Annotated in this window: 15 protein-coding genes and 1 pseudogene; 14 read left to right on the top strand and 2 right to left on the bottom strand. The window is 72.1% G+C overall.

The annotated features are described in order from the left end of the window. Positions 1-12: 12 nt before the first annotated feature. Positions 13-1,842: a glycoside hydrolase family 15 protein gene (locus AB0I68_RS15490; protein WP_363177804.1), complete on the bottom strand. Its 1,830-nt coding sequence runs from the start codon at positions 1,840-1,842 to the stop codon at positions 13-15. 491 nt (positions 1,843-2,333) lie between these two features. Between AB0I68_RS15490 and AB0I68_RS15495 the strand changes: the two genes are divergently transcribed. The 14 genes and pseudogenes from AB0I68_RS15495 to AB0I68_RS15560 all read left to right on the top strand — a co-directional run bounded on the left by AB0I68_RS15495 (position 2,334) and on the right by AB0I68_RS15560 (position 17,996). After that, positions 2,334-3,971 (top strand): CTP synthase, encoded by a 1,638-nt coding sequence (locus tag AB0I68_RS15495; protein WP_363177805.1) that lies wholly within the window; start codon positions 2,334-2,336, stop codon positions 3,969-3,971. Positions 3,972-4,053: 82 nt separating this feature from the next. Then, entirely contained in the window at positions 4,054-4,683 is a 630-nt protein-coding gene (locus tag AB0I68_RS15500; protein ID WP_363177964.1) for an NUDIX hydrolase, read from the top strand. 330 nt (positions 4,684-5,013) lie between these two features. After that, entirely contained in the window at positions 5,014-7,059 is a 2,046-nt protein-coding gene (locus tag AB0I68_RS15505) for a tetratricopeptide repeat protein (protein WP_363177806.1), read from the top strand. A gap of 151 nt (positions 7,060-7,210) precedes the next feature. Then, positions 7,211-8,326, top strand: a complete 1,116-nt coding sequence (gene ald / locus AB0I68_RS15510; protein WP_363177807.1) for an alanine dehydrogenase — start codon at positions 7,211-7,213, stop codon at positions 8,324-8,326. Between the two features lie 326 nt (positions 8,327-8,652). Continuing rightward, positions 8,653-9,813 (top strand): ParA family protein, encoded by a 1,161-nt coding sequence (locus AB0I68_RS15515; protein WP_363177808.1) that lies wholly within the window; start codon positions 8,653-8,655, stop codon positions 9,811-9,813. Next, on the top strand, positions 9,798-10,289 hold the full coding sequence (locus AB0I68_RS15520) for a hypothetical protein (RefSeq protein WP_363177809.1): 492 nt from the start codon (positions 9,798-9,800) through the stop codon (positions 10,287-10,289). The genes AB0I68_RS15515 and AB0I68_RS15520 overlap by 16 nt, the downstream gene beginning before the upstream one ends. A gap of 766 nt (positions 10,290-11,055) precedes the next feature. Further along, positions 11,056-12,111 (top strand): segregation/condensation protein A, encoded by a 1,056-nt coding sequence (locus AB0I68_RS15525; protein ID WP_363177810.1) that lies wholly within the window; start codon positions 11,056-11,058, stop codon positions 12,109-12,111. After that, entirely contained in the window at positions 12,108-12,728 is a 621-nt protein-coding gene (gene scpB / locus AB0I68_RS15530; protein ID WP_363177811.1) for an SMC-Scp complex subunit ScpB, read from the top strand. The genes AB0I68_RS15525 and scpB overlap by 4 nt, the downstream gene beginning before the upstream one ends. Next, entirely contained in the window at positions 12,728-14,047 is a 1,320-nt protein-coding gene (locus tag AB0I68_RS15535; RefSeq protein ID WP_363177812.1) for a pseudouridine synthase, read from the top strand. The genes scpB and AB0I68_RS15535 overlap by 1 nt, the downstream gene beginning before the upstream one ends. 128 nt (positions 14,048-14,175) lie before the next feature. Beyond that, entirely contained in the window at positions 14,176-14,772 is a 597-nt protein-coding gene (pnuC, locus tag AB0I68_RS15540) for a nicotinamide riboside transporter PnuC (protein ID WP_363177813.1), read from the top strand. Continuing rightward, positions 14,769-15,857, top strand: a complete 1,089-nt coding sequence (locus tag AB0I68_RS15545; RefSeq protein ID WP_363177814.1) for an AAA family ATPase — start codon at positions 14,769-14,771, stop codon at positions 15,855-15,857. Before pnuC ends, AB0I68_RS15545 begins: the two co-directional genes overlap by 4 nt. After that, a complete protein-coding gene (locus AB0I68_RS15550) occupies positions 15,854-16,585 on the top strand; it encodes an NUDIX domain-containing protein (RefSeq protein ID WP_363177815.1) in 732 nt (243 codons plus the stop codon). The genes AB0I68_RS15545 and AB0I68_RS15550 overlap by 4 nt, the downstream gene beginning before the upstream one ends. After that, on the top strand, positions 16,582-17,604 hold the full coding sequence (locus AB0I68_RS15555) for an ADP-ribosylglycohydrolase family protein (protein WP_363177816.1): 1,023 nt from the start codon (positions 16,582-16,584) through the stop codon (positions 17,602-17,604). The genes AB0I68_RS15550 and AB0I68_RS15555 overlap by 4 nt, the downstream gene beginning before the upstream one ends. Positions 17,605-17,607: 3 nt before the next feature. Then, a pseudogene (locus AB0I68_RS15560) lies at positions 17,608-17,996 on the top strand (nucleotidyltransferase domain-containing protein). On the opposite strand, the gene AB0I68_RS15565 reads toward AB0I68_RS15560, so the two are convergent. Then, positions 17,985-18,692: a nucleotidyltransferase domain-containing protein gene (locus AB0I68_RS15565; RefSeq protein ID WP_363177817.1), complete on the bottom strand. Its 708-nt coding sequence runs from the start codon at positions 18,690-18,692 to the stop codon at positions 17,985-17,987. The pseudogene AB0I68_RS15560 and the gene AB0I68_RS15565 overlap by 12 nt on opposite strands. Positions 18,693-18,708: the final 16 nt, after the last annotated feature.

Consider the following 18,708-nt stretch of genomic DNA (forward strand, 5'->3'; position numbering starts at 1 on the left):
CCGGGGCCGGCCTCACCCCCCGTACGCCCCACTGGCGGTGAGACGCAGGGCCGTGTCGATCAGGGGGACGTGGCTGAACGCCTGCGGGAAGTTGCCGACCTGGCGCTGGAGTCGCGGATCCCACTCCTCCGCCAGCAGCCCCAGGTCGTTGCGCAGCGCCAGCAGCCGCTCGAAGAGGTGGCGGGCCTCGTCGACCCGGCCGATCATCGCCAGGTCGTCGGCCATCCAGAACGAGCACGCGAGGAAGGCCCCCTCGTCGCCCTCGAGACCGTCCACGCCGGCCTCGTCGCCGGTCGTCGGGTAGCGCAGGATGAACCCGTCGGGCGTGGACAGCTCGCGCTGGATCGCCTCGATGGTGCCGATGACCCGCTTGTCGTCCGGCGGCAGGAAGCCCATCTGCGGAATCAGCAGCAGGGAGGCGTCCAGCTCCTTCGACCCGTACGACTGGGTGAAGGTGTTGCGCTCCTTGTCGTAGCCCTTCTCGCACACGTCCTCGTGGATCTCGTCGCGCAGCTCGCGCCACCGCTCCAGCGGGCCGTCCGCATCCCCGCTCTCGATCAGCTTGATCGTGCGGTCCACCGCCACCCAGGCCATCACCTTCGAGTGCACGAAGTGGCGGCGCGGGCCGCGGACTTCCCAGATTCCCTCGTCAGGCTGGTCCCAGTGGGTCTCCAGGTAGCGGATCAGCTTCAGCTGGAGCACCGAGGCGTAGTCGTTGCGCGCCAGGCCCGTCATGTGGCCCAGGTGCAGGGCCTCGGTGACCTCGCCGTACACGTCCAGCTGGAGCTGGTGCGCGGCGCCGTTGCCGACCCGGACCGGGCGGGAGTTCTCGTACCCGGGCAGCCAGTCCAGTTCGGTCTCGCCGAGTTCCCGCTCGCCCGCGATCCCGTACATGATCTGCAGGTTCTCCGGGTCGCCGGCGACCGCGCGCAGCAGCCACTCGCGCCAGGCCTGGGCCTCCTCGCGGTAGCCGGTGCGCAGCAGCGAGGAGAGGGTGATGGCGGCGTCGCGCAGCCACGTGTAGCGGTAGTCCCAGTTGCGGACGCCGCCGATCTCCTCCGGGAGGGAGGTGGTGGGCGCGGCGACGATGCCGCCGGTGGGGCCGTACGTGAGCGCCTTGAGGGTGATCAGGGAGCGGATCACGGCCTCGCGGTAGGGGCCGTGGTACGTGCAGTGGTCGACCCATTCGCGCCAGAACGCGGAGGTGGCCGCCAGGGCCTCCTGCGCGTCGGGGGCGTCCGGGGCGCCCTTGTGGGAGGGCTGCCAGCTGATGCAGAAGGCCTTCCGGTCGCCGGGGCCGACGGTGAAGTCGGAGTACGTCGTCAGGTCCTTGCCGTACGTCTGCGCGTCGGCGTCCAGCCAGACCGAGTCCGGGCCGGCGACGGCGACGGTGCGCCCGTCCACCTTGTGCACCCAGGGCACGACCCGCCCGTAGCTGAACCGCATGCGCAGTGCGGAGCTCATCGGGACGCGTCCGCTGACGCCCTCCACGATGCGCACCAGCTGCGGCGCGTGGTCCTCGCGGGGCGGCATGAAGTCGATCACGCGGACCGTGCCGCGCGGCGTGTCCCACTCCGATTCCAGGATCAGCGAGTCGCCCTGGTAGCGGCGCCGGGTCGCGGAAGGGGCCTCGGCGCCCCCCGGGAACGCCGGGCCGATGCGCCAGAAGCCGTGATCCTCGGTGCCGAGAATGCTCGCGAAGATGGCATGGGAGTCGAAACGTGGCAGACACAGCCAGTCCACCGATCCGTCCCGGCAGACCAGCGCGGCGGTCTGCATGTCCCCGATCAGTGCGTAATCCTCGATGCGCCCGGACACGTGCATCTCCAGTCGAACGGCCATGTCCGCCCCGAAGGGCGCTTGCATTGCGCGGTTGCGCGGTCTCCCGTGGGTGTGGATCCCCGCACTGAGCTCATGATTCCGGATGCGGCCGGGTTACGCCGTCTGCCGGACTGCTCGGCGGCGATGTGAAGCGATATCCGAGCAGGATATGACGGCACCCTAGTGATCTCGTGAAGTCCGGGGACAATGTGACTGGACCAAATGGGTGACCTGCGTGAACGGTGGCGTGACCGGCCACGGGACGGATGGTGGCGCTCGGTCGAGCGGCCGTAGCGGCGCGTGGCCGGAGGCGGACGGGGCTGGGCGCTGATAGGCTGGTACCCCGTGGACCGGTGGTCTGCCTGTGCGAATCAGGAGCCCCGAAACCGCAGCTTCGGCGCCCCCTGAGACCCTCCGGTTCGATGGTGGCCGGCGCCGGACGCACCTCACTTCGCGACCACGGGAGCCCCCTCTTGGCGACGCCGCCCGCTGCTTTTCGAAACAGCACAGCCATGACGACCAAGCACATCTTCGTCACCGGAGGTGTCGCTTCCTCCCTCGGCAAGGGCCTGACGGCCTCCAGCCTGGGTGCGCTGCTCAAGGCGCGCGGCCTGCGGGTCACGATGCAGAAGCTCGACCCGTACCTGAACGTCGACCCGGGCACGATGAACCCGTTCCAGCACGGCGAGGTGTTCGTCACCAACGACGGTGCCGAGACCGACCTGGACATCGGCCACTACGAGCGCTTCCTCGACGTCGACCTCGACGGCTCGGCCAACGTCACCACCGGCCAGGTCTACTCGCAGGTCATCGCCAAGGAGCGGCGCGGCGAGTACCTCGGTGACACCGTGCAGGTCATCCCGCACATCACCAACGAGATCAAGCACCGCATCCGCCGCATGGCGACCGAGGACGTCGACGTCGTCATCACCGAGGTCGGCGGCACCGTCGGCGACATCGAGTCGCTTCCGTTCCTGGAGACCGTCCGCCAGGTCCGCCACGAGGTCGGCCGCGACAACGTCTTCGTCGTGCACATCTCGCTGCTGCCCTACATCGGCCCCTCCGGCGAGCTGAAGACCAAGCCGACCCAGCACTCGGTCGCGGCCCTGCGCAACATCGGCATCCAGCCCGACGCGATCGTGCTGCGCGCCGACCGGGACGTCCCCACCTCCATCAAGCGCAAGATCTCGCTGATGTGCGACGTGGACGAGGCGGCCGTCGTCGCGGCGATCGACGCCAAGTCGATCTACGACATCCCGAAGGTGCTGCACACCGAGGGCCTCGACGCGTACGTCGTGCGCAAGCTCGACCTGCCGTTCCGCGACGTGGACTGGACGGTCTGGGAGGACCTGCTGGACCGCGTCCACAACCCCGACCACGAGGTCAAGGTCGCGCTCGTCGGCAAGTACATCGACCTGCCCGACGCGTACCTGTCGGTGACCGAGGCGCTGCGCGCCGGCGGCTTCGCCAACAAGGCCCGCGTCCAGATCAAGTGGGTCACCTCCGACGACTGCAAGACCCCGGCCGGTGCCGCGGCGCAGCTCGGCGACGTGGACGCGATCTGCGTGCCCGGCGGCTTCGGCGACCGCGGGGTCAACGGCAAGGTCGGCGCGATCACCTACGCCCGCGAGAACAAGATCCCGCTGCTCGGCCTGTGCCTGGGTCTGCAGTGCGTGGTCATCGAGGCGGCGCGGAACCTGGCGGGCATCGAGGACGCCAACTCCACCGAGTTCGACGCCTCCACCCCGCACCCGGTCATCTCCACGATGGAGGAGCAGCTGGCCTTCGTCGAGGGCGCGGGCGACCTGGGCGGCACCATGCGCCTGGGCATGTACCCGGCGAAGCTCGCCGAGGGTTCGATCGTGCGCGAGGTCTACGGCGACCAGGCGTACGTGGACGAGCGCCACCGCCACCGCTACGAGGTCAACAACGCGTACCGCGGCGAGCTGGAGAAGAAGGCGGGCATCGTCTTCTCCGGCACTTCCCCGGACAACAAGCTCGTCGAGTACGTCGAGTACCCGCGCGAGGTGCACCCCTACCTGGTGGCCACCCAGGCCCACCCGGAGCTGCGCTCGCGCCCGACGCGCCCGCACCCGCTCTTCGCCGGCCTGGTCAAGGCCGCGGTGGAGCGCCAGCAGTCGGCCAAGTGACGGCCTGAGCGCATAACGTAGACAGCCGGGGCAAGGATCTTGCCCCGGCTGTCGCGTTTTCGGAAAGGTACCGGGCATGACCATGGGCATTGCAGACACCGCCGAGTCGTGGGAGGTCGTCGCCTCCCGGACGCCGTTCGAGGGAGCGAAGACGGCGGTCCGCTCCGAGCAGGTACGCATGCCGGACCACGCGGTGGTGCGCCGGGACTACCAGGTGCACCCGGGATCGGTGTGCGTGCTGGCGCTCGACGAGGACGGCAGCGTGCTCGTGCTGCGCCAGTACCGGCACCCGGTACGGCACAAGCTGTGGGAGCTCCCGGCCGGGCTGCTCGACGTACCCGGTGAGAACCCGCTGCACGCGGCCCAGCGGGAGCTGTACGAGGAGGCGCACGTCAAGGCGGAGGACTGGCGGGTGCTCGCGGACTTCTTCGCGTCCCCCGGCGGGTCGGACGAGGCGATCCGGATCTTCCTCGCGCGGGGCCTCTCCGAGGCGGAGGGGGAGCGGTACAAGGTGTCGGAGGAGGAGGCGGACATGGAGGTCGCCCGCGTTCCGCTGGGGGACCTGGTCCGGGGGATCCTGGCGGGCCGGCTGGGCAATCCGGGCCTGGTGACGGGGGCGCTGGCGCTGTCCGCGGCACTCGCCGCCCCGGGCGGCGTCGACGCCCTCCGCCCGGCCCAGGCCCCGTGGCCGCCCCGCCCGTACGAGTCCTAGGGGTCCGGCCCGCCCGTGCGAGGCCTGGCCCTCGGGGTCCGGCCCGCGCGTGCGAGGCCTGGCCCTCGGGGGGCCGCTGCGCGGGGCCCTCTCCGGCAGGGGACGGGCCTGTGCAGCGGCCCCGCCGGCGAGCCGCCGGACCGGGGGAGGGCCCGCGCAGGGAGACCCCGACCGTGGGAAGCGGTCCGCGCAGGCGGTGGCGGCTTCCGGTGGCCGGGGCGGGCCCAACGGCCGGGCAGGAGCCCTGCCTCGGCGGGGGTGGCAGCGCGCTCGCGCAGGCGACCGCCGGGGCCGAGAGCTGGTGTGACCATCGGCTGATCCGATTGGGTGATGTGTCCGCCGCGCTCCACACGGGTCGTCGCTCTGCGTGAACTACGCTCGCAACCCGAAGGCAGGGAGAGGAGCGGATCCGTGACGGATTTCGTCGGGCGGCGGCGTGAGCTCAAGGAGCTGCGCGAGGACATCGCACGGACCGGGCTCGACACCCTCTCGGGGCGCAAGGCCAAGGCGCCCAGGGCGCGCGTGCTGCTCGTCGCCGGGCGCCCGGGGTCGGGGCGCACCGCCCTCGCCGAGGCGTTCGTCCGCGAGGTCGGCGACGACTACCCCGACGGGGTGATCAAGGTACGCCTCACCGCCCCCGGCGGGGAGACCGTGGCCACCGAGCGGGCGATCCGGACCCTGCTGGAGGGGCTGGGGGAGGCCACACCGCCCGGCGCCGCCGAGGACGAGCTCAGCTCCACCCTGCGCACCGCCCTCGCCGGGCGGCGGATGATCATCCTGGTCGACGACGCCGTCGACCCGTACCAGGTCGACGCCCTGCTGCCGGACACCCCCGAGTGCCTCGTCGTCATCACCGCCGAGGGGCCCCTCACCGGCATTCCGGATGTCCGTCCCTGCACCCTCGGCGGACTGGACACCCCCTCCGCCGTCGCCCTGCTCGCCCAGCGCATCGGGGACACCCGCGTCACCGCCGACCCCCGCGCCGCCGAGGCCCTCGCCGAGGAGTGCGGAGGCCAGCCCGCCGCGCTGGCCCTGGTCGGCGGCTGGCTCGCCGCGCGCCCCAAGGCCGCCGTCGCCGACGTGGCCAAGCAGCTCCACGACATGCCCCCCGGCACCAGCGGCCCGCTCGGCCGCGGCTTCCGGCTCGTCTACGAGTCCCTGCCGCAGCCCGCCCAGCGGACCCTCCGGTTGCTGCCGCTCGCCCCCGCCGGCATCGTCGACTCGCACACCGCTTCCGCCCTCGCCGGCTGCTCCGTGGCCGCCGCCCAGTCCACGCTGGAGGACTTCGCCGGGCTGGGCCTCGTCCGCCACGCCCCCAACGGGCTCTTCCTGCTGCCCGGCTGCCTCGCACCGCTGCTCCGGGCCCTGTTGGAGACCAAGGAGCGCGCCGCCGAGGTCCAGCTGGCCCGGGCCCGGATGCTGGAGCGCACCGTACGCCTGCTGCACTCCTGCCGGGTCATGGCGGAGACCGACGAGGGTGACGTACGGGAGAGGCTGGACGGGCTGCCGCGCGCGCTGCGGTTCCCCGACCGGCCGGCCGCCGCCACCTGGCTCGACACCCGGCTGCCCGCGCTGTCCGCGGCCGCCGCCCTGGCCGTGGCCGACGGCGGGCTGGACACCCTGGCCCGCCGGCTGGTCGCAGCCCTCGTACGGGCCCTCGCGGAGCACCGCGGCACCGCCGGGGCCGCCTCCGAGCTGTACGGGCTGCACCGCCTGGTCCTGGACGTGGCCGAGCGCCGGAGCCTGCACCGGGAGCAGGCCGCGGCCCTGCTGAACCTGGCCGACCTGGACGCCGAGACGGGCCGCACCCAGGAGGCGCTGGAGCGCTACCGGGCCGCGCTGGACGCGGGACGGGCCGCGAACGACCCGTACGCGACCGGCCGCGCGATGGAATCCGTAGGCGGCGCCTACCAGGAGCTCGCGGACTGGCACCGGGCCGCCGACTGGTTCGGCCGGGCGCTGTCGCAGGCCCTCGCGCGCGGGGAGCGGGCGGACGAGGCCCGGCTGTACGGACGGCTCGGCAATGTGCACATGTACGCGGGCCGCTACGGGGACGCGCTGCGCAGCTGGCGGGCCGCCGCCGCGGGGTACCGAAAACTGGCAGATGTGCCGGGCCAGGCAAAGGCGTTGAGCGAGATGGCGCGAATCCAGGAGTACGCCGGCCGGCCCGAGGAATCACTGCACACCTGCCGGGAGGCGGTGGAGCTCGCGCGCAAGGCCGCAGACCTGCGGCTTCAGGCCGCGCTCCAGGTGAGGCTGGCCGACACCCTCGACCGGCTGGGTGACCCGGCCGCCGCAAGGCTGCACCGCTCGGCGGCCGACAGATTGCTGGGAGACGACCCCGCAGCCTGCGAAATCCGTAGTGGTTCCGACTGAGATTATTGGTTTGCAAGGCTAGACAGCGCGTCGTCCTTCATTAGACTGGCTTCACCACGACATCCCGTGGTGCATCCCGTTGCGCGTTCTTGTGGGCGGGTATGTATGGAAGTGCCCCCGTTATCCCCTGAGCCAAGGACCGTGATCGACGATGAAGGTCGGCATCCCCCGCGAGGTCAAGAACAACGAGTTCCGGGTCGCCATCACGCCCGCCGGCGTGCATGAGCTGGTCCGAGGCGGCCACCAGGTCTTCATCGAGCAGAACGCCGGTGTCGGCTCCTCGATCACGGACGCGGAGTACGTCGCCGCCGGCGCCGAGATCCTCGGCACCGCCGACGAGGTCTGGGCGACCGCCGACCTGCTGCTGAAGGTCAAGGAGCCCATCGCGGAGGAGTACCACCGCCTCCGCAAGGACCAGACCCTCTTCACCTACCTGCACCTGGCGGCCTCCCGCGAGTGCACGGACGCCCTCCTGGAGTCCGGCACCACCGCCATCGCGTACGAGACGGTCGAGCTCGCCAACCGCGCGCTCCCGCTGCTCGCCCCGATGTCCGAGGTCGCGGGCCGCCTGGCCCCGCAGGTCGGCGCCTACCACCTGATGCGCTCGGCCGGCGGCCGCGGCGTGCTCCCCGGCGGCGTCCCCGGCACCCACGCCGGCGAGTGCGTGGTCATCGGCGGCGGCGTCTCCGGCTGGAACGCCGCGCAGATCGCCATCGGCATGGGCTTCCACGTGACCCTGCTCGACCGGGACATCAACAAGCTCCGCGAGGCCGACAAGGTCTTCGGCACGAGGATCAAGACGATCGTCTCCAACGCCTACGAGCTGGAGAAGGCCGTCGTCGAGGCCGACCTCGTCATCGGCGCGGTGCTGATCCCGGGTGCGAAGGCCCCGAAGCTGGTCACCAACGAGCTCGTCGCCAAGATGAAGCCCGGAAGTGTCCTTGTCGACATTGCGATCGACCAGGGCGGCTGCTTCGAGGACTCCCGTCCGACCACCCACGCCGAGCCGACCTTCCAGGTCCACAACTCGGTCTTCTACTGCGTCGCCAACATGCCGGGCGCGGTGCCGAACACCTCCACCTACGCGCTGACCAATGCCACGCTGCCCTACATCGTGCAGCTCGCGAACCTCGGCTGGGTCGAGGCGCTGCGTCGTGACCCCGCGCTCGCGCTGGGCCTCAACACCCATGACGGCCAGGTCGTTTACGGCCCGGTGGCCGAGGCCCACGGCCTCGAGACCCTCGAGCTGAGCACGCTGCTCGGCTGAAGCGTCAACGACTGACGTCAATCTCACGTATCCGGCCGGACCTTGCCCGCAAGGTCCGGCCGGACGCGTTTGCGGGGTACGGACCGGCACGGCTCAACTCGCCTCGAACGTAACCCTTTAACCCTTTCGCGCACCCGCGAAACTTCGCGGCGACAGCCCGGACGCCCTTGACAGAGTGGTGTTCGGTTGCCGACACATCGTTGCCGGTCCGACGGATTGTGTTGCCGCTGAGTGGTGACACGCCATAGAGTCGCCAACCGTCGGCATGGTGCCACGCTGACCTATCGATAAGTGTCCTGGTCACGTCCGAGGAGGTAAGACGACTTGTGAATGAGTCGACATTTGCTCCCGGAGGTGGTCGAGCAGGGACGCCTGACCGGGGCCAAGGACCCGCCGGGCTCGAAGCGGTCGGCTCCGTCGCAGTCCGCACCTTCGCAAACCACCAGCACATGACGACGCCCCAAAAGAGCATGGACGGCCTAGACGTGAACTCCAGGGCCGGCGACCTGAGCGGCGAAAAGCCCGCGGGTTTCGCCGACTACGACAATGTGCCCGAGGGGCACTTCTACGACCCGGACGCGGAGTACGAGCCCGACCCCGAGTACGCGGCCACCCTCGCCCCCGACGCTGCCCGCCAGCGCCGTGAGCGGATCGGCCCGACCGGACGGCCGCTGCCGTACTTCCCGATCCCGGGTCCGCTGACCGACCACGGTCCGGCGAAGATCATCGCGATGTGCAACCAGAAGGGCGGCGTGGGCAAGACCACGTCGACCATCAACCTGGGCGCCGCACTCGCCGAGTACGGGCGCCGCGTGCTGCTCGTCGACTTCGACCCGCAGGGCGCGCTGTCCGTGGGCCTCGGCGTGAATCCGATGGAACTCGACCTGACGGTCTACAACCTGCTCATGGAGCGGGGCATGTCGGCCGACGAGGTGCTGCTCAAGACGGCGGTCCCCAACATGGACCTGCTGCCGAGCAACATCGACCTGTCCGCTGCAGAGGTGCAGCTGGTCAGCGAGGTCGCGCGAGAGTCGACGCTGCAGCGGGCGCTGAAGCCCCTGATGGCCGACTACGACTACATCGTGATCGACTGTCAGCCCTCGCTCGGTCTGCTGACCGTGAACGCCCTGACGGCGGCTCACAAGGTCATCGTCCCGCTGGAGTGCGAGTTCTTCGCACTGCGCGGCGTGGCGCTGCTGACCGAGACCATCGAGAAGGTGCAGGAGCGGCTCAACCCCGAGCTGGAGCTCGACGGCATCCTCGCCACCATGTACGACTCCCGTACGGTGCACAGCCGTGAGGTGCTGGCGCGCGTCGTCGAGGCCTTCGACGACCACGTCTACCACACGGTCATCGGCCGGACGGTGCGCTTCCCGGAGACCACGGTCGCCGGCGAGCCGATCACCACGTACGCCTCCAACTCCGTCGGGGCCGCCGCCTATCGCCAGCTGGCCAGGGAGGTGCTCGCCCGGTGTCACGCCGAGTGAGTCTGCCCGGAGCCGACGAACTGTTCCGTACGACCGGGGGGATGGCGCTGCAGTCGTCCTCGCCGAGGCGGGGCCCGGAGGAGACGCCCGCCGGGGAGCACGCGGCGGCTTCGGCGGAGGGCACGGCGGGGGAGGGCCGCAGCCGGGAGGCCGCGGCCGGTACGGAGCCGGTGGTGGGTGCACCCCGGCGCTCGCAGGAAGGTTCGGTCAGTCCGGAACCCCGGCGGGGCAAGGGCCAGGGCCGCGGGGCGAACCGCCGGCCCAGCGGGCGTGAGCGGCACGACGAGAAGATCACGGTCTACGTCTCCGCCGAGGAGCTCATGGACCTGGAGCACGCGCGGCTGGTGCTGCGCGGGGAGCACGGGCTGGCGGTCGACCGCGGGCGCATCGTCCGCGAGGCGGTGGCCGTGGTCCTGGCGGACCTGGAGTCCCGCGGCGACGCGAGCATCCTGGTCCGCAGACTCCGCGGCCGCTGACCGTGCCCGGCCGCCCGGCCGACTCCGGCGGGGCTGCATCCGGTGCGTGGGTGGGCGGGGCGGTGGGGCGGCGGGTTTGCGGGCGTTGCCGATCCTGCTGGCGGATCGTTGCCGGGCCGGTGGCCCGTTGCCGCGGGGCGGTGATGGCGGTGGTTCCGGCGGGGCGGTGCCGGTGGGATGCGGGGCATGCCCCGCGGGCAGGCCCGCAGCCGCCCCTGCCCGCCGCGCCCGATGCCGGATGCGGCCTGCGGCCCGTCGTTCCCACAGCTCAAGACGCCCCCACCACCGTCCCGCCCCACATACCCGCCCACCCGTCACATCCATCCGCTGCCCGACGGCGGTAGTGACCGACACCCCGGTCGGCGGCTCGTCGTGACCGGTGTCGATGTCGACCGGATGGGGTTTTCCGGCCGGTGGGCCCTTGTGCCGGTTGTGACCGGTGTCGATGTCGGCCTGATGGGGTTTTCCGGCCGGTGGGCCCTCCTGCCCGTCGTGACCGGTGTCCCACTCGGCGTGAGGGCCCGTGACGAGCGGTCGGGAGGCGGGGAGGGCCGGCCACTGGGCCTGCCTTGACTGCATCCCCGGTGGGGATCTCGCGCTCCCGGCTGCTCGGCTTCCGCCCTCCCTCCCGGTGGGGCTGGTGCCCTCCCTCCCGGTGGGGGCGGTGGGCGGGTTCTGCGGGAGTGTGCCGGGGAAACCGTGGCAGCCTTGGGGCTGGCCCCGGCCGAACCTCCACTTCTTTCCTTACGCACCGCCTTGGACCGCAATGCCCCTTCCCGCCGAACCCGGCCGCCCCGCCCGCCGCAGCCTGGGCCGCGGACCGGGTGCCCAGGCCGCGCCTCCGTCCGTACCGGCGGACGGGCCCGGCCTCCGAGCCCCTCACGCGCCCCCTGAGGGGCCCGTGGCGGCCGGGCCGGACGTGGACCCCGCCGGGCCCACCGCGCCCGCTGACGCCCTCGTGGGGGCCCCGCAGGGGTCCGCGGAGGGCGGAGCGGGAGGACCCGCCGTCGTACCCGGCCCGGCCGGCGACGGGCGGTTCACCCTGCGGCTCGCCAACTTCGAGGGGCCCTTCGATCTGCTGCTCCAGCTGATCTCCCGGCACAAGCTCGACGTCACCGAGGTCGCCCTCTCCAAGGTCACCGACGAGTTCATGGCGCACATCCGCGCCATGGGACCCGACTGGGACCTCGACCAGACCACCGAGTTCCTCGTGGTCGCAGCCACCCTGCTCGACCTGAAGGCCGCCCGCCTGCTGCCCGCCGCCGAGGTCGAGGACGAGGCCGACCTCGCCCTGCTCGAAGCCCGCGACCTGCTCTTCGCCCGCCTGCTCCAGTACCGCGCGTACAAGCAGATCGCCGAGATCTTCGAGCAGCGTGCCGAGAGCGAGGGCCGCCGCCACCCCCGTACCGTCGGCCTCGAGGACCACCACGCCGAGCTGCTCCCCGAGGTCGTCATCAGCATCGGCGCCGAGGGGTTCGCCCGGCTGGCGGTCAAGGCCATGCAGCCCAAGGCCAAGCCCCAGGTCTACGTCGACCACATCCACGCACCGCTCGTCAGCGTGCGGGAGCAGGCCGCCGTGGTGGTCGCGCTGCTCAAGGCGCGCGGCGAGGCCACCTTCCAGGAACTCACCGAGGACGCCGACGACACCCTCACCGTCGTCGCGCGCTTCCTGGCCCTCCTGGAGCTCTACCGCGAGAAGGCGGTGGTCCTCGACCAGGAGGAGGCCCTGCGGACGCTCACCGTCCGCTGGAGCGGCGGGGACGGCGACGGGATGCCGAAGGTGACCGACGAGTTCGATCAGATCGTGGAGGCCAAGGAATGAGCGACGTGGCGGTGGCGGCGCTGAAGCCCGCCCTGGAGGCCGTCCTCATGGTCGTGGACGAACCCGCGACCGAGGCGCACCTGGCGAAGGTGCTCGACCGCAGCCCGCGCGAGGTCGCGGACGCCCTGCGCGAGCTGGCCGACGAGTACACCGTCCAGGGGCGGGGCTTCGAGCTGCGACTGGTCGCCGGCGGCTGGCGTTTCTACAGCCGGGCGGAGTACTCCGACGCCGTCGAGCGCTTCGTACTGGACGGTCAGCAGGCCCGGCTGACACAGGCCGCACTGGAGACCCTGGCGGTGGTCGCGTACCGCCAGCCGGTGAGCCGCTCGCGGGTCTCGGCGGTCCGCGGAGTGAACTGCGACGGGGTCATGCGGACCCTGCTCCAGCGCGGTCTGGTGGCCGAGGCGGGCACGGAACCCGAAACAGGTGCGATCCTGTACAGGACGACGAACTACTTTCTGGAGCGGATGGGCCTGCGCGGCCTGGACGAGCTCCCGGAGCTCGCGCCCTTCCTCCCCGAGGCGGACGCGATCGAAGCCGAGACGCAAGAGGGTGTTCCGTCGTTCGATCCGGACGCACCGGACACCGATGAAGACGACAAGACGACGGAACTTTGATGCGAAGCAGCGGCAACGGCAACGGCGGCGGCAACAGGAACAGCGGCGGCAGTGGTGGCGGGCGCGGTAACACCCGCGGCGGCTCCTCCTCCGGCGGCGGTGGCTACCGCGGAGGCAGCTCCTCGGGTGGAGGCGGCTACCGCGGAGGCAGCTCCTCGGGTGGGGGCGGCTACCGCGGTGGCTCCTCCTCCGGCGGCGGCTACCAGGGCGGCGGCTCCGACTCACGCGACCGTGACCGCGACCAGGGACCCCAGCGTCCCCGCAACCCCCGCCCCGAGGAGCGCCGCTACGACGTCGGCCCCGAAGGCGAGCGCAGCCGCGGTGGCGCCAAGGCCGGCGGCGGCGGTGCCCGCGGCGCGGGCGACGGCAACCGTGGCGGCGGTGCCCGCGGCGACGCGGCGCGCGGCGGCGCCAAGGGCGGACCCCGCACCTCCAAGACCCCCGGCATCGGCGGGGCCGGCGGCCCGCGCCGCGGCCCCGGCAGCCGCAGCGGCCAGTCCCGGCCCCGCGAGCTGGACGCGCGGATCGAGGAGCGCGTGCGCGACCGGTACGCCGACAAGCCCGTGATCAAGACCCCGAAGACCTTCCCGGGCGCCGAGCAGGAAGGCGAGCGCCTGCAGAAGGTGCTCGCCCGCGCCGGCATGGGCTCGCGCCGCGCGTGCGAGGAGCTCATCGAGCAGGCCCGCGTCGAGGTCAACGGCGAGATCGTGCTGGAGCAGGGCAAGCGCGTCCTGCCGAAGGACGAGATCAAGGTGGACGGCCTGACGGTCGCCACCCAGTCGTACCTGTTCTTCGCGCTGAACAAGCCCGCCGGTGTCGTCTCCACCATGGAGGACCCGGACGGCCGCCAGTGCCTCGGCGACTACGTCACCAACCGCGAGACCCGTCTCTTCCACGTCGGCCGGCTCGACACCGAGACCGAGGGCATCATCCTGCTCACCAACCACGGTGAGCTGGCCCACCGCCTCACGCACCCGAAGTACGGCGTGAAGAAGACGTACGTCGCCGCCATCACCGGCCCGCTGCCGCGTGAGATCGGCAAGCGGCTCAAGGACGGCATCGAGCTGGAGGACGGGTACGCCCGCGCCGACCACTTCCGCGTCGTCGACCAGGTCGGCAAGAACTACCTGGTCGAGGTGACCCTCCACGAGGGCCGCAAGCACATCGTCCGCCGCATGATGGCGGAGGCCGGCTTCCCGGTCGAGAAGCTCGTCCGGACCTCCTTCGGCCCGATCGAGCTGGGCGACCAGAAGTCCGGCTGGCTGCGCCGCCTGACGAACACCGAGGTCGGCATGCTCATGCGCGAGGTCGGTCTGTAAACCCTCCGCCCCAGGCTGGAACAAGCCCGCAGTGCCCCCGTGGCACTGCGGGCTTTTCGCTTGTCAGGGACCCGGCCTCCTGTTTATAGTCAATCTGACTATTAAAGAAACGAGGAGGGCCGGCCGTCATGAGCTGGACCGAAATACTGGGGTTCGCCACCGGAGCCCTGTGCGTCTGGCTCGTGGCCCGGCAGCACGTCGCGAACTGGCCCATCGGCATCGCCAACGACATCTTCTTCGTCGTGCTCTTCGCCCAGTCCGGCCTGTACGCCGACGCCGGGCTCCAGATCGTCTTCATCGCCCTCGCCGCGTACGGCTGGTGGTCCTGGACCCACGGGGGTGGACCAGGAACCGCGGAAGCCCTGCCGGTGCGCCGCACCACGCGCACCGAATGGGCCGTGCTGGCCGCGGCGGGGGCGGTGGGGGTGCTCGGGCTCACGCTCCTGCTCGGCCGGTTCAGCGACTCCACCGTCCCGTTCTGGGACGCGCTGACCACGGGGCTCTCGCTCATGGCAACGTACGGCCAGTGCCGCAAGCTCGTCGAGTCGTGGTGGCTGTGGATCGCCGCCGACCTCGTCTACATCCCGCTCTACGCCTACAAGGGCCTGTACCTGACCTCGGCCCTGTACGCCGGCTTCCTCGCGCTCTGCGTGGTCGGCCTGCTCGGCTGGCGGCGCACGCTGCCGGCGCGGGGCGCCCGTACGGTCGCGCAGGCGGCGGCGTGAGCGGCGCGAAGCGGTTCGGGCACGGGCTGGTGCTCGGGAAGTTCTACCCGCCGCACGCCGGGCACCACCACCTGGTGCGCACTGCCGAGGAGCAGTGCGAGCGGCTGACCGTGCTCGTGTGCGCGGCCTCGGTGGAGTCGGTGCCGCTCGCCGACCGGGTGGCCTGGATGCGCGAGGCCCACCCGGGGGCGGAGGTCGTCGGCGCGGTCGACGACGTCCCGGTCGACCTGCACGACCCGGCGGTCTGGGAGGCGCACATGGAGGTCTTCCGCGGCGCCGTGCCCGGGCCGGTCGAGGCCGTCTTCACCTCGGAGGAGTACGGGACGGAGCTCGCCCGGCGGTTCGGGGCCGAGGAGGTCTGCGTGGACCCGGGGCGGACCCGCTTCCCCGTCTCCGGCACGGTCGTACGGGCGGAGCCGGTCGGGAACTGGGAGTTCCTGGGGCCGGGCGTACGGGCCGCCCTGACCCGGCGGGTCGTCGTACTCGGCGCCGAGTCCACGGGCACGACCACGCTGTCGCAGGCACTGGCGGCCCACTACCGGGCGCGCGGCGGGGTCTGGGCCGGGACGGGCTGGGTCGCCGAGTACGGGCGCACGTACAGCGAGGAGAAGCTCGCGGCGGCGCGTGCGGCGGACCCGGCGGCGAGCTGGGAGGACGTGTCCTTCACCTCGGCGGAGTTCCCGGTGATCGCGCGGCGGCAGGACGCGGAGGAGGAGCGGGCGGCGCGCGCCGGATCCCCGGTGCTGTTCTGCGACACGGACTCCTTCGCCACCGGCATCTGGCACGAGCGGTACATGGGATCGCGGAGCGAGGAGGTCGAGAAGACCGCCGCCCTGACGCACCGGCACTTGTACCTGCTGACGGACCACGCGGACGTGCCCTTCGAGGACGACGGGCTGCGCGACGGACCGCAGCTGAGGCCCTGGATGACGGACCGCTTCCGGGAGGAACTCGACAGGACCGGGAAGCGTTTCCTGACCATGAGCGGGGACCGCGAGGCACGGCTGGCGGCGGCCGTCGCGGCGGTCGACGAACTGCTCGCCGAGGGATGGCACTTCGCGGACCCCCTCCCGGAGAACCGATGACGACGGCTTACGACCCGCACGCCTTCGAACCCTTCGCGGTGACGGTCGACCTGGCGGTGTTCACCGTACGGGGCGGGGCGCTGCACGTACTGCTGATCCGGCGCGGGCAGGAGCCGTACGAGGGGGCCTGGGCGCTCCCCGGCGGCTTCGTCCTGCCGAGGGAGGCCGCGGAGACGGCGGCCCGCCGGGAACTGGCCGAGGAGACCGGCCTGCCGGAGGCGGTCGTCGCCGCGCTCCACCTGGAGCAGCTGCGCACGTACAGCGAACCGGACCGCGATCCCCGGATGCGGGTCGTCTCGGTGGCCTTCACCGCCCTGGTCCCGGACATGCCGGAGCCGGCGGCGGACGGCGGCGGCGACGCGGACCGGGCGCGCTGGGTACCGGTGGGGGAGGCCGCGGACCTGGCCTTCGACCACGCGGTGATCCTGGCGGACGCCCGCTCCCGGGTCGGCGCGAAGCTGGAGTACAGCTGCCTGGCCACGGGGTTCTGCCCGCCCGAATTCACCCTCGGGGAGCTCCAGTCCGTCTACGAGACCGTCTGGGGCACCGCCCTGGACCGTCCCAACTTCCGCCGCAAGGTCCTGGCCACGCCCGGCTTCGTCGAGGCCGTGCCGGGAGCCGCCCGCCTGACCGGCGGCCGCGGCAAACCGGCCGCGCTGTACCGGGCGGGTCCGGCGACCGCCCTCCATCCCCCGCTGCTCCGCCCCACGGAAGGACACGCGAAATGACTGCGACGCCCACGAAACGCGCGGCGACGGGCGCCCTGCTCGGCTTGGCCCTCGGCGACGCGCTGGGCTTCCCGACGGAGTTCAACGACGTCCCGTCGATCCTGGCGAAGACCGGCCCGTGGCGGGAGATGGCCCTGCCCCGCCCGGCGATCGTCACGGACGACACCCAGATGACGCTGGCCCTGGCACGCGGCATGAGGACGGCCGCGGAGCGCGGGCCGGTGGACCCCGGGCTGCTCACGGGCCCGGTCCGTGACGAATTCGTGGACTGGTACCACTCCCCGGAGAACAACCGCGCCCCGGGCAACACCTGCCTGCGCGCGTGCCAGCTGTTGGATTCGCCGGAACGGGACTGGCGGGACGCGAGCCAGATCGGCTCGAAGGGCTGCGGGGCGAACATGAGGGTGGCCCCGGTGGGCCTGGTCCCCGGCTGGACGGAGGAGGAGCGCGCAGGTGCGGCCCAGCTCCAGTCGGCCCTGACCCACGGCCACCCGACGGCGCTCGCCGCCTCCGACCTGACGGCGCGGGCGGTGCATCTCCTGGCCCAGGGCACGGAGGTGACGGGCCTGGTCGGCCAACTCCGGTCGTACGCCCTGCACCACCGCACGCACTACCACGAGCGCTGGCTGGGCGACCTCTGGATGCGCACGGCGTCGGACGCCTCCCCGGAGTCCTTCATCGCCCGCGGCTGGGACGAATGCCTGGCCGTACTGGACCGCCTGTCGGCGGCCCTGCGCACCCCGTCCCCGGAAACGGACCCCTGCCTGACGACGGGCGACGGCTGGATCGCGGAGGAGGCCCTGGCGACGGCCCTCCAGTGCTTCCTCCTCTTCCCGGAGGACCCGTTGACGGCCCTGCGCCGCGCGGCCTGCACGAAGGGCGACTCGGACTCGATCGCCTGCCTGGCGGGTGCCTTCGCCGGAGCCCACCTCGGCGCGGACGTCTGGCCCCGCGACTGGGAGGGCCGCATCGAATACCGCGCGGAACTCCTCGCCTTCGGCACCCTCTGGGACGCGTGACCCGTGCTCGATGCCATGAGTGTCGACCTGTCCCCGGTCGTGGCGGACCAGCCGGATCCGCTGCTCTTCGCCACGGTCTCGGGCGCCCACCTCTACGGCTTCCCGTCCCGGACTCGGACATCGACCTGCGCGGTGCCCACCTCCTGCCGGCGTCGGCCCTGCTGGGCGACGTACGGGAGTCCCCGGCGTACCTGGCCGACCTGATCGAGGCCAAGGCCCCGGCCGAGCACGGCCCGGCCGCGGGCAAGGACCAATCCCGCGTCCAGCGGGACTTCGAGGCGCTGCACGCGGCCCTGGACGCGGCGCAGGCCGCGTCCGCGCTGCCCGCGCACGTATCGGCGTACGACGCTCTGGACGACCTCGTCGTCCGGCGCCGGAGCCTAGAAGGCTGACGCCCGGCGGGTGCGGGTCAGGAAGTCCTCCACGCGGGCGTGGTCCGGGGCGTCGGGGAGCGGGGTGGTGGCGAGGGCCGCCTCGGACTGGGCCGTCAGGCGGGTCATCCAGGCGTCGGCCTCGGACCAGGTGAGTTCGCCGCGCTTGACCGCCAGGAGGCGGTCGCGGTGCGGGGTGGCGTCGATCGTCAGGCGGCCCGTGCGCAGGAGGTCGCGGACGGACAGGAGCAGGCGCAGCAGGTGCATGGCGTGCTTCCAGCGCGGGGCGCCGTGGATGCGGACGTCCGCGATGAGTTTGGCGTGCTGGGACGCCGCATACCGGGTGAAGGTGGTGTGTGCCCGGCGGGAGAGGAAGGACTCCCGGAGGGAGAGGAGTTCCTCGCCCACCGGGGTCAGCCGTTCCACCAGTGGGGAGTGCAGGCACTCGAGGATGTTCGGGTTGGCGCGCAGGGCGAGTTCGCAGAAGCGTTCCAGCTCCCAGGAGAACTCCTCCTCCCGCGGGCCCTCCACGTGCGTCGGCGGCTTCTCGAAGCGCCAGAACAGCGGTGTCGGGGCGAGGTAGACGCCGCGCCGGTCGGTGTCGCTCGCCTCCGTCGCCAGGCCGAACGCCCGGGAGCCCATGACGCACGCGTAGACCGTGTGGTCGCGTACCAGGGTGAGGTTCAGGGCTTCCGCGTGCGTCGTCGGCTCGTTCATCCGGGGAGCGTAGGCG

The sequence above is a fragment of the Streptomyces sp. NPDC050448 genome (genome assembly GCF_040655295.1).
Lineage (GTDB): Bacteria > Actinomycetota > Actinomycetes > Streptomycetales > Streptomycetaceae > Streptomyces.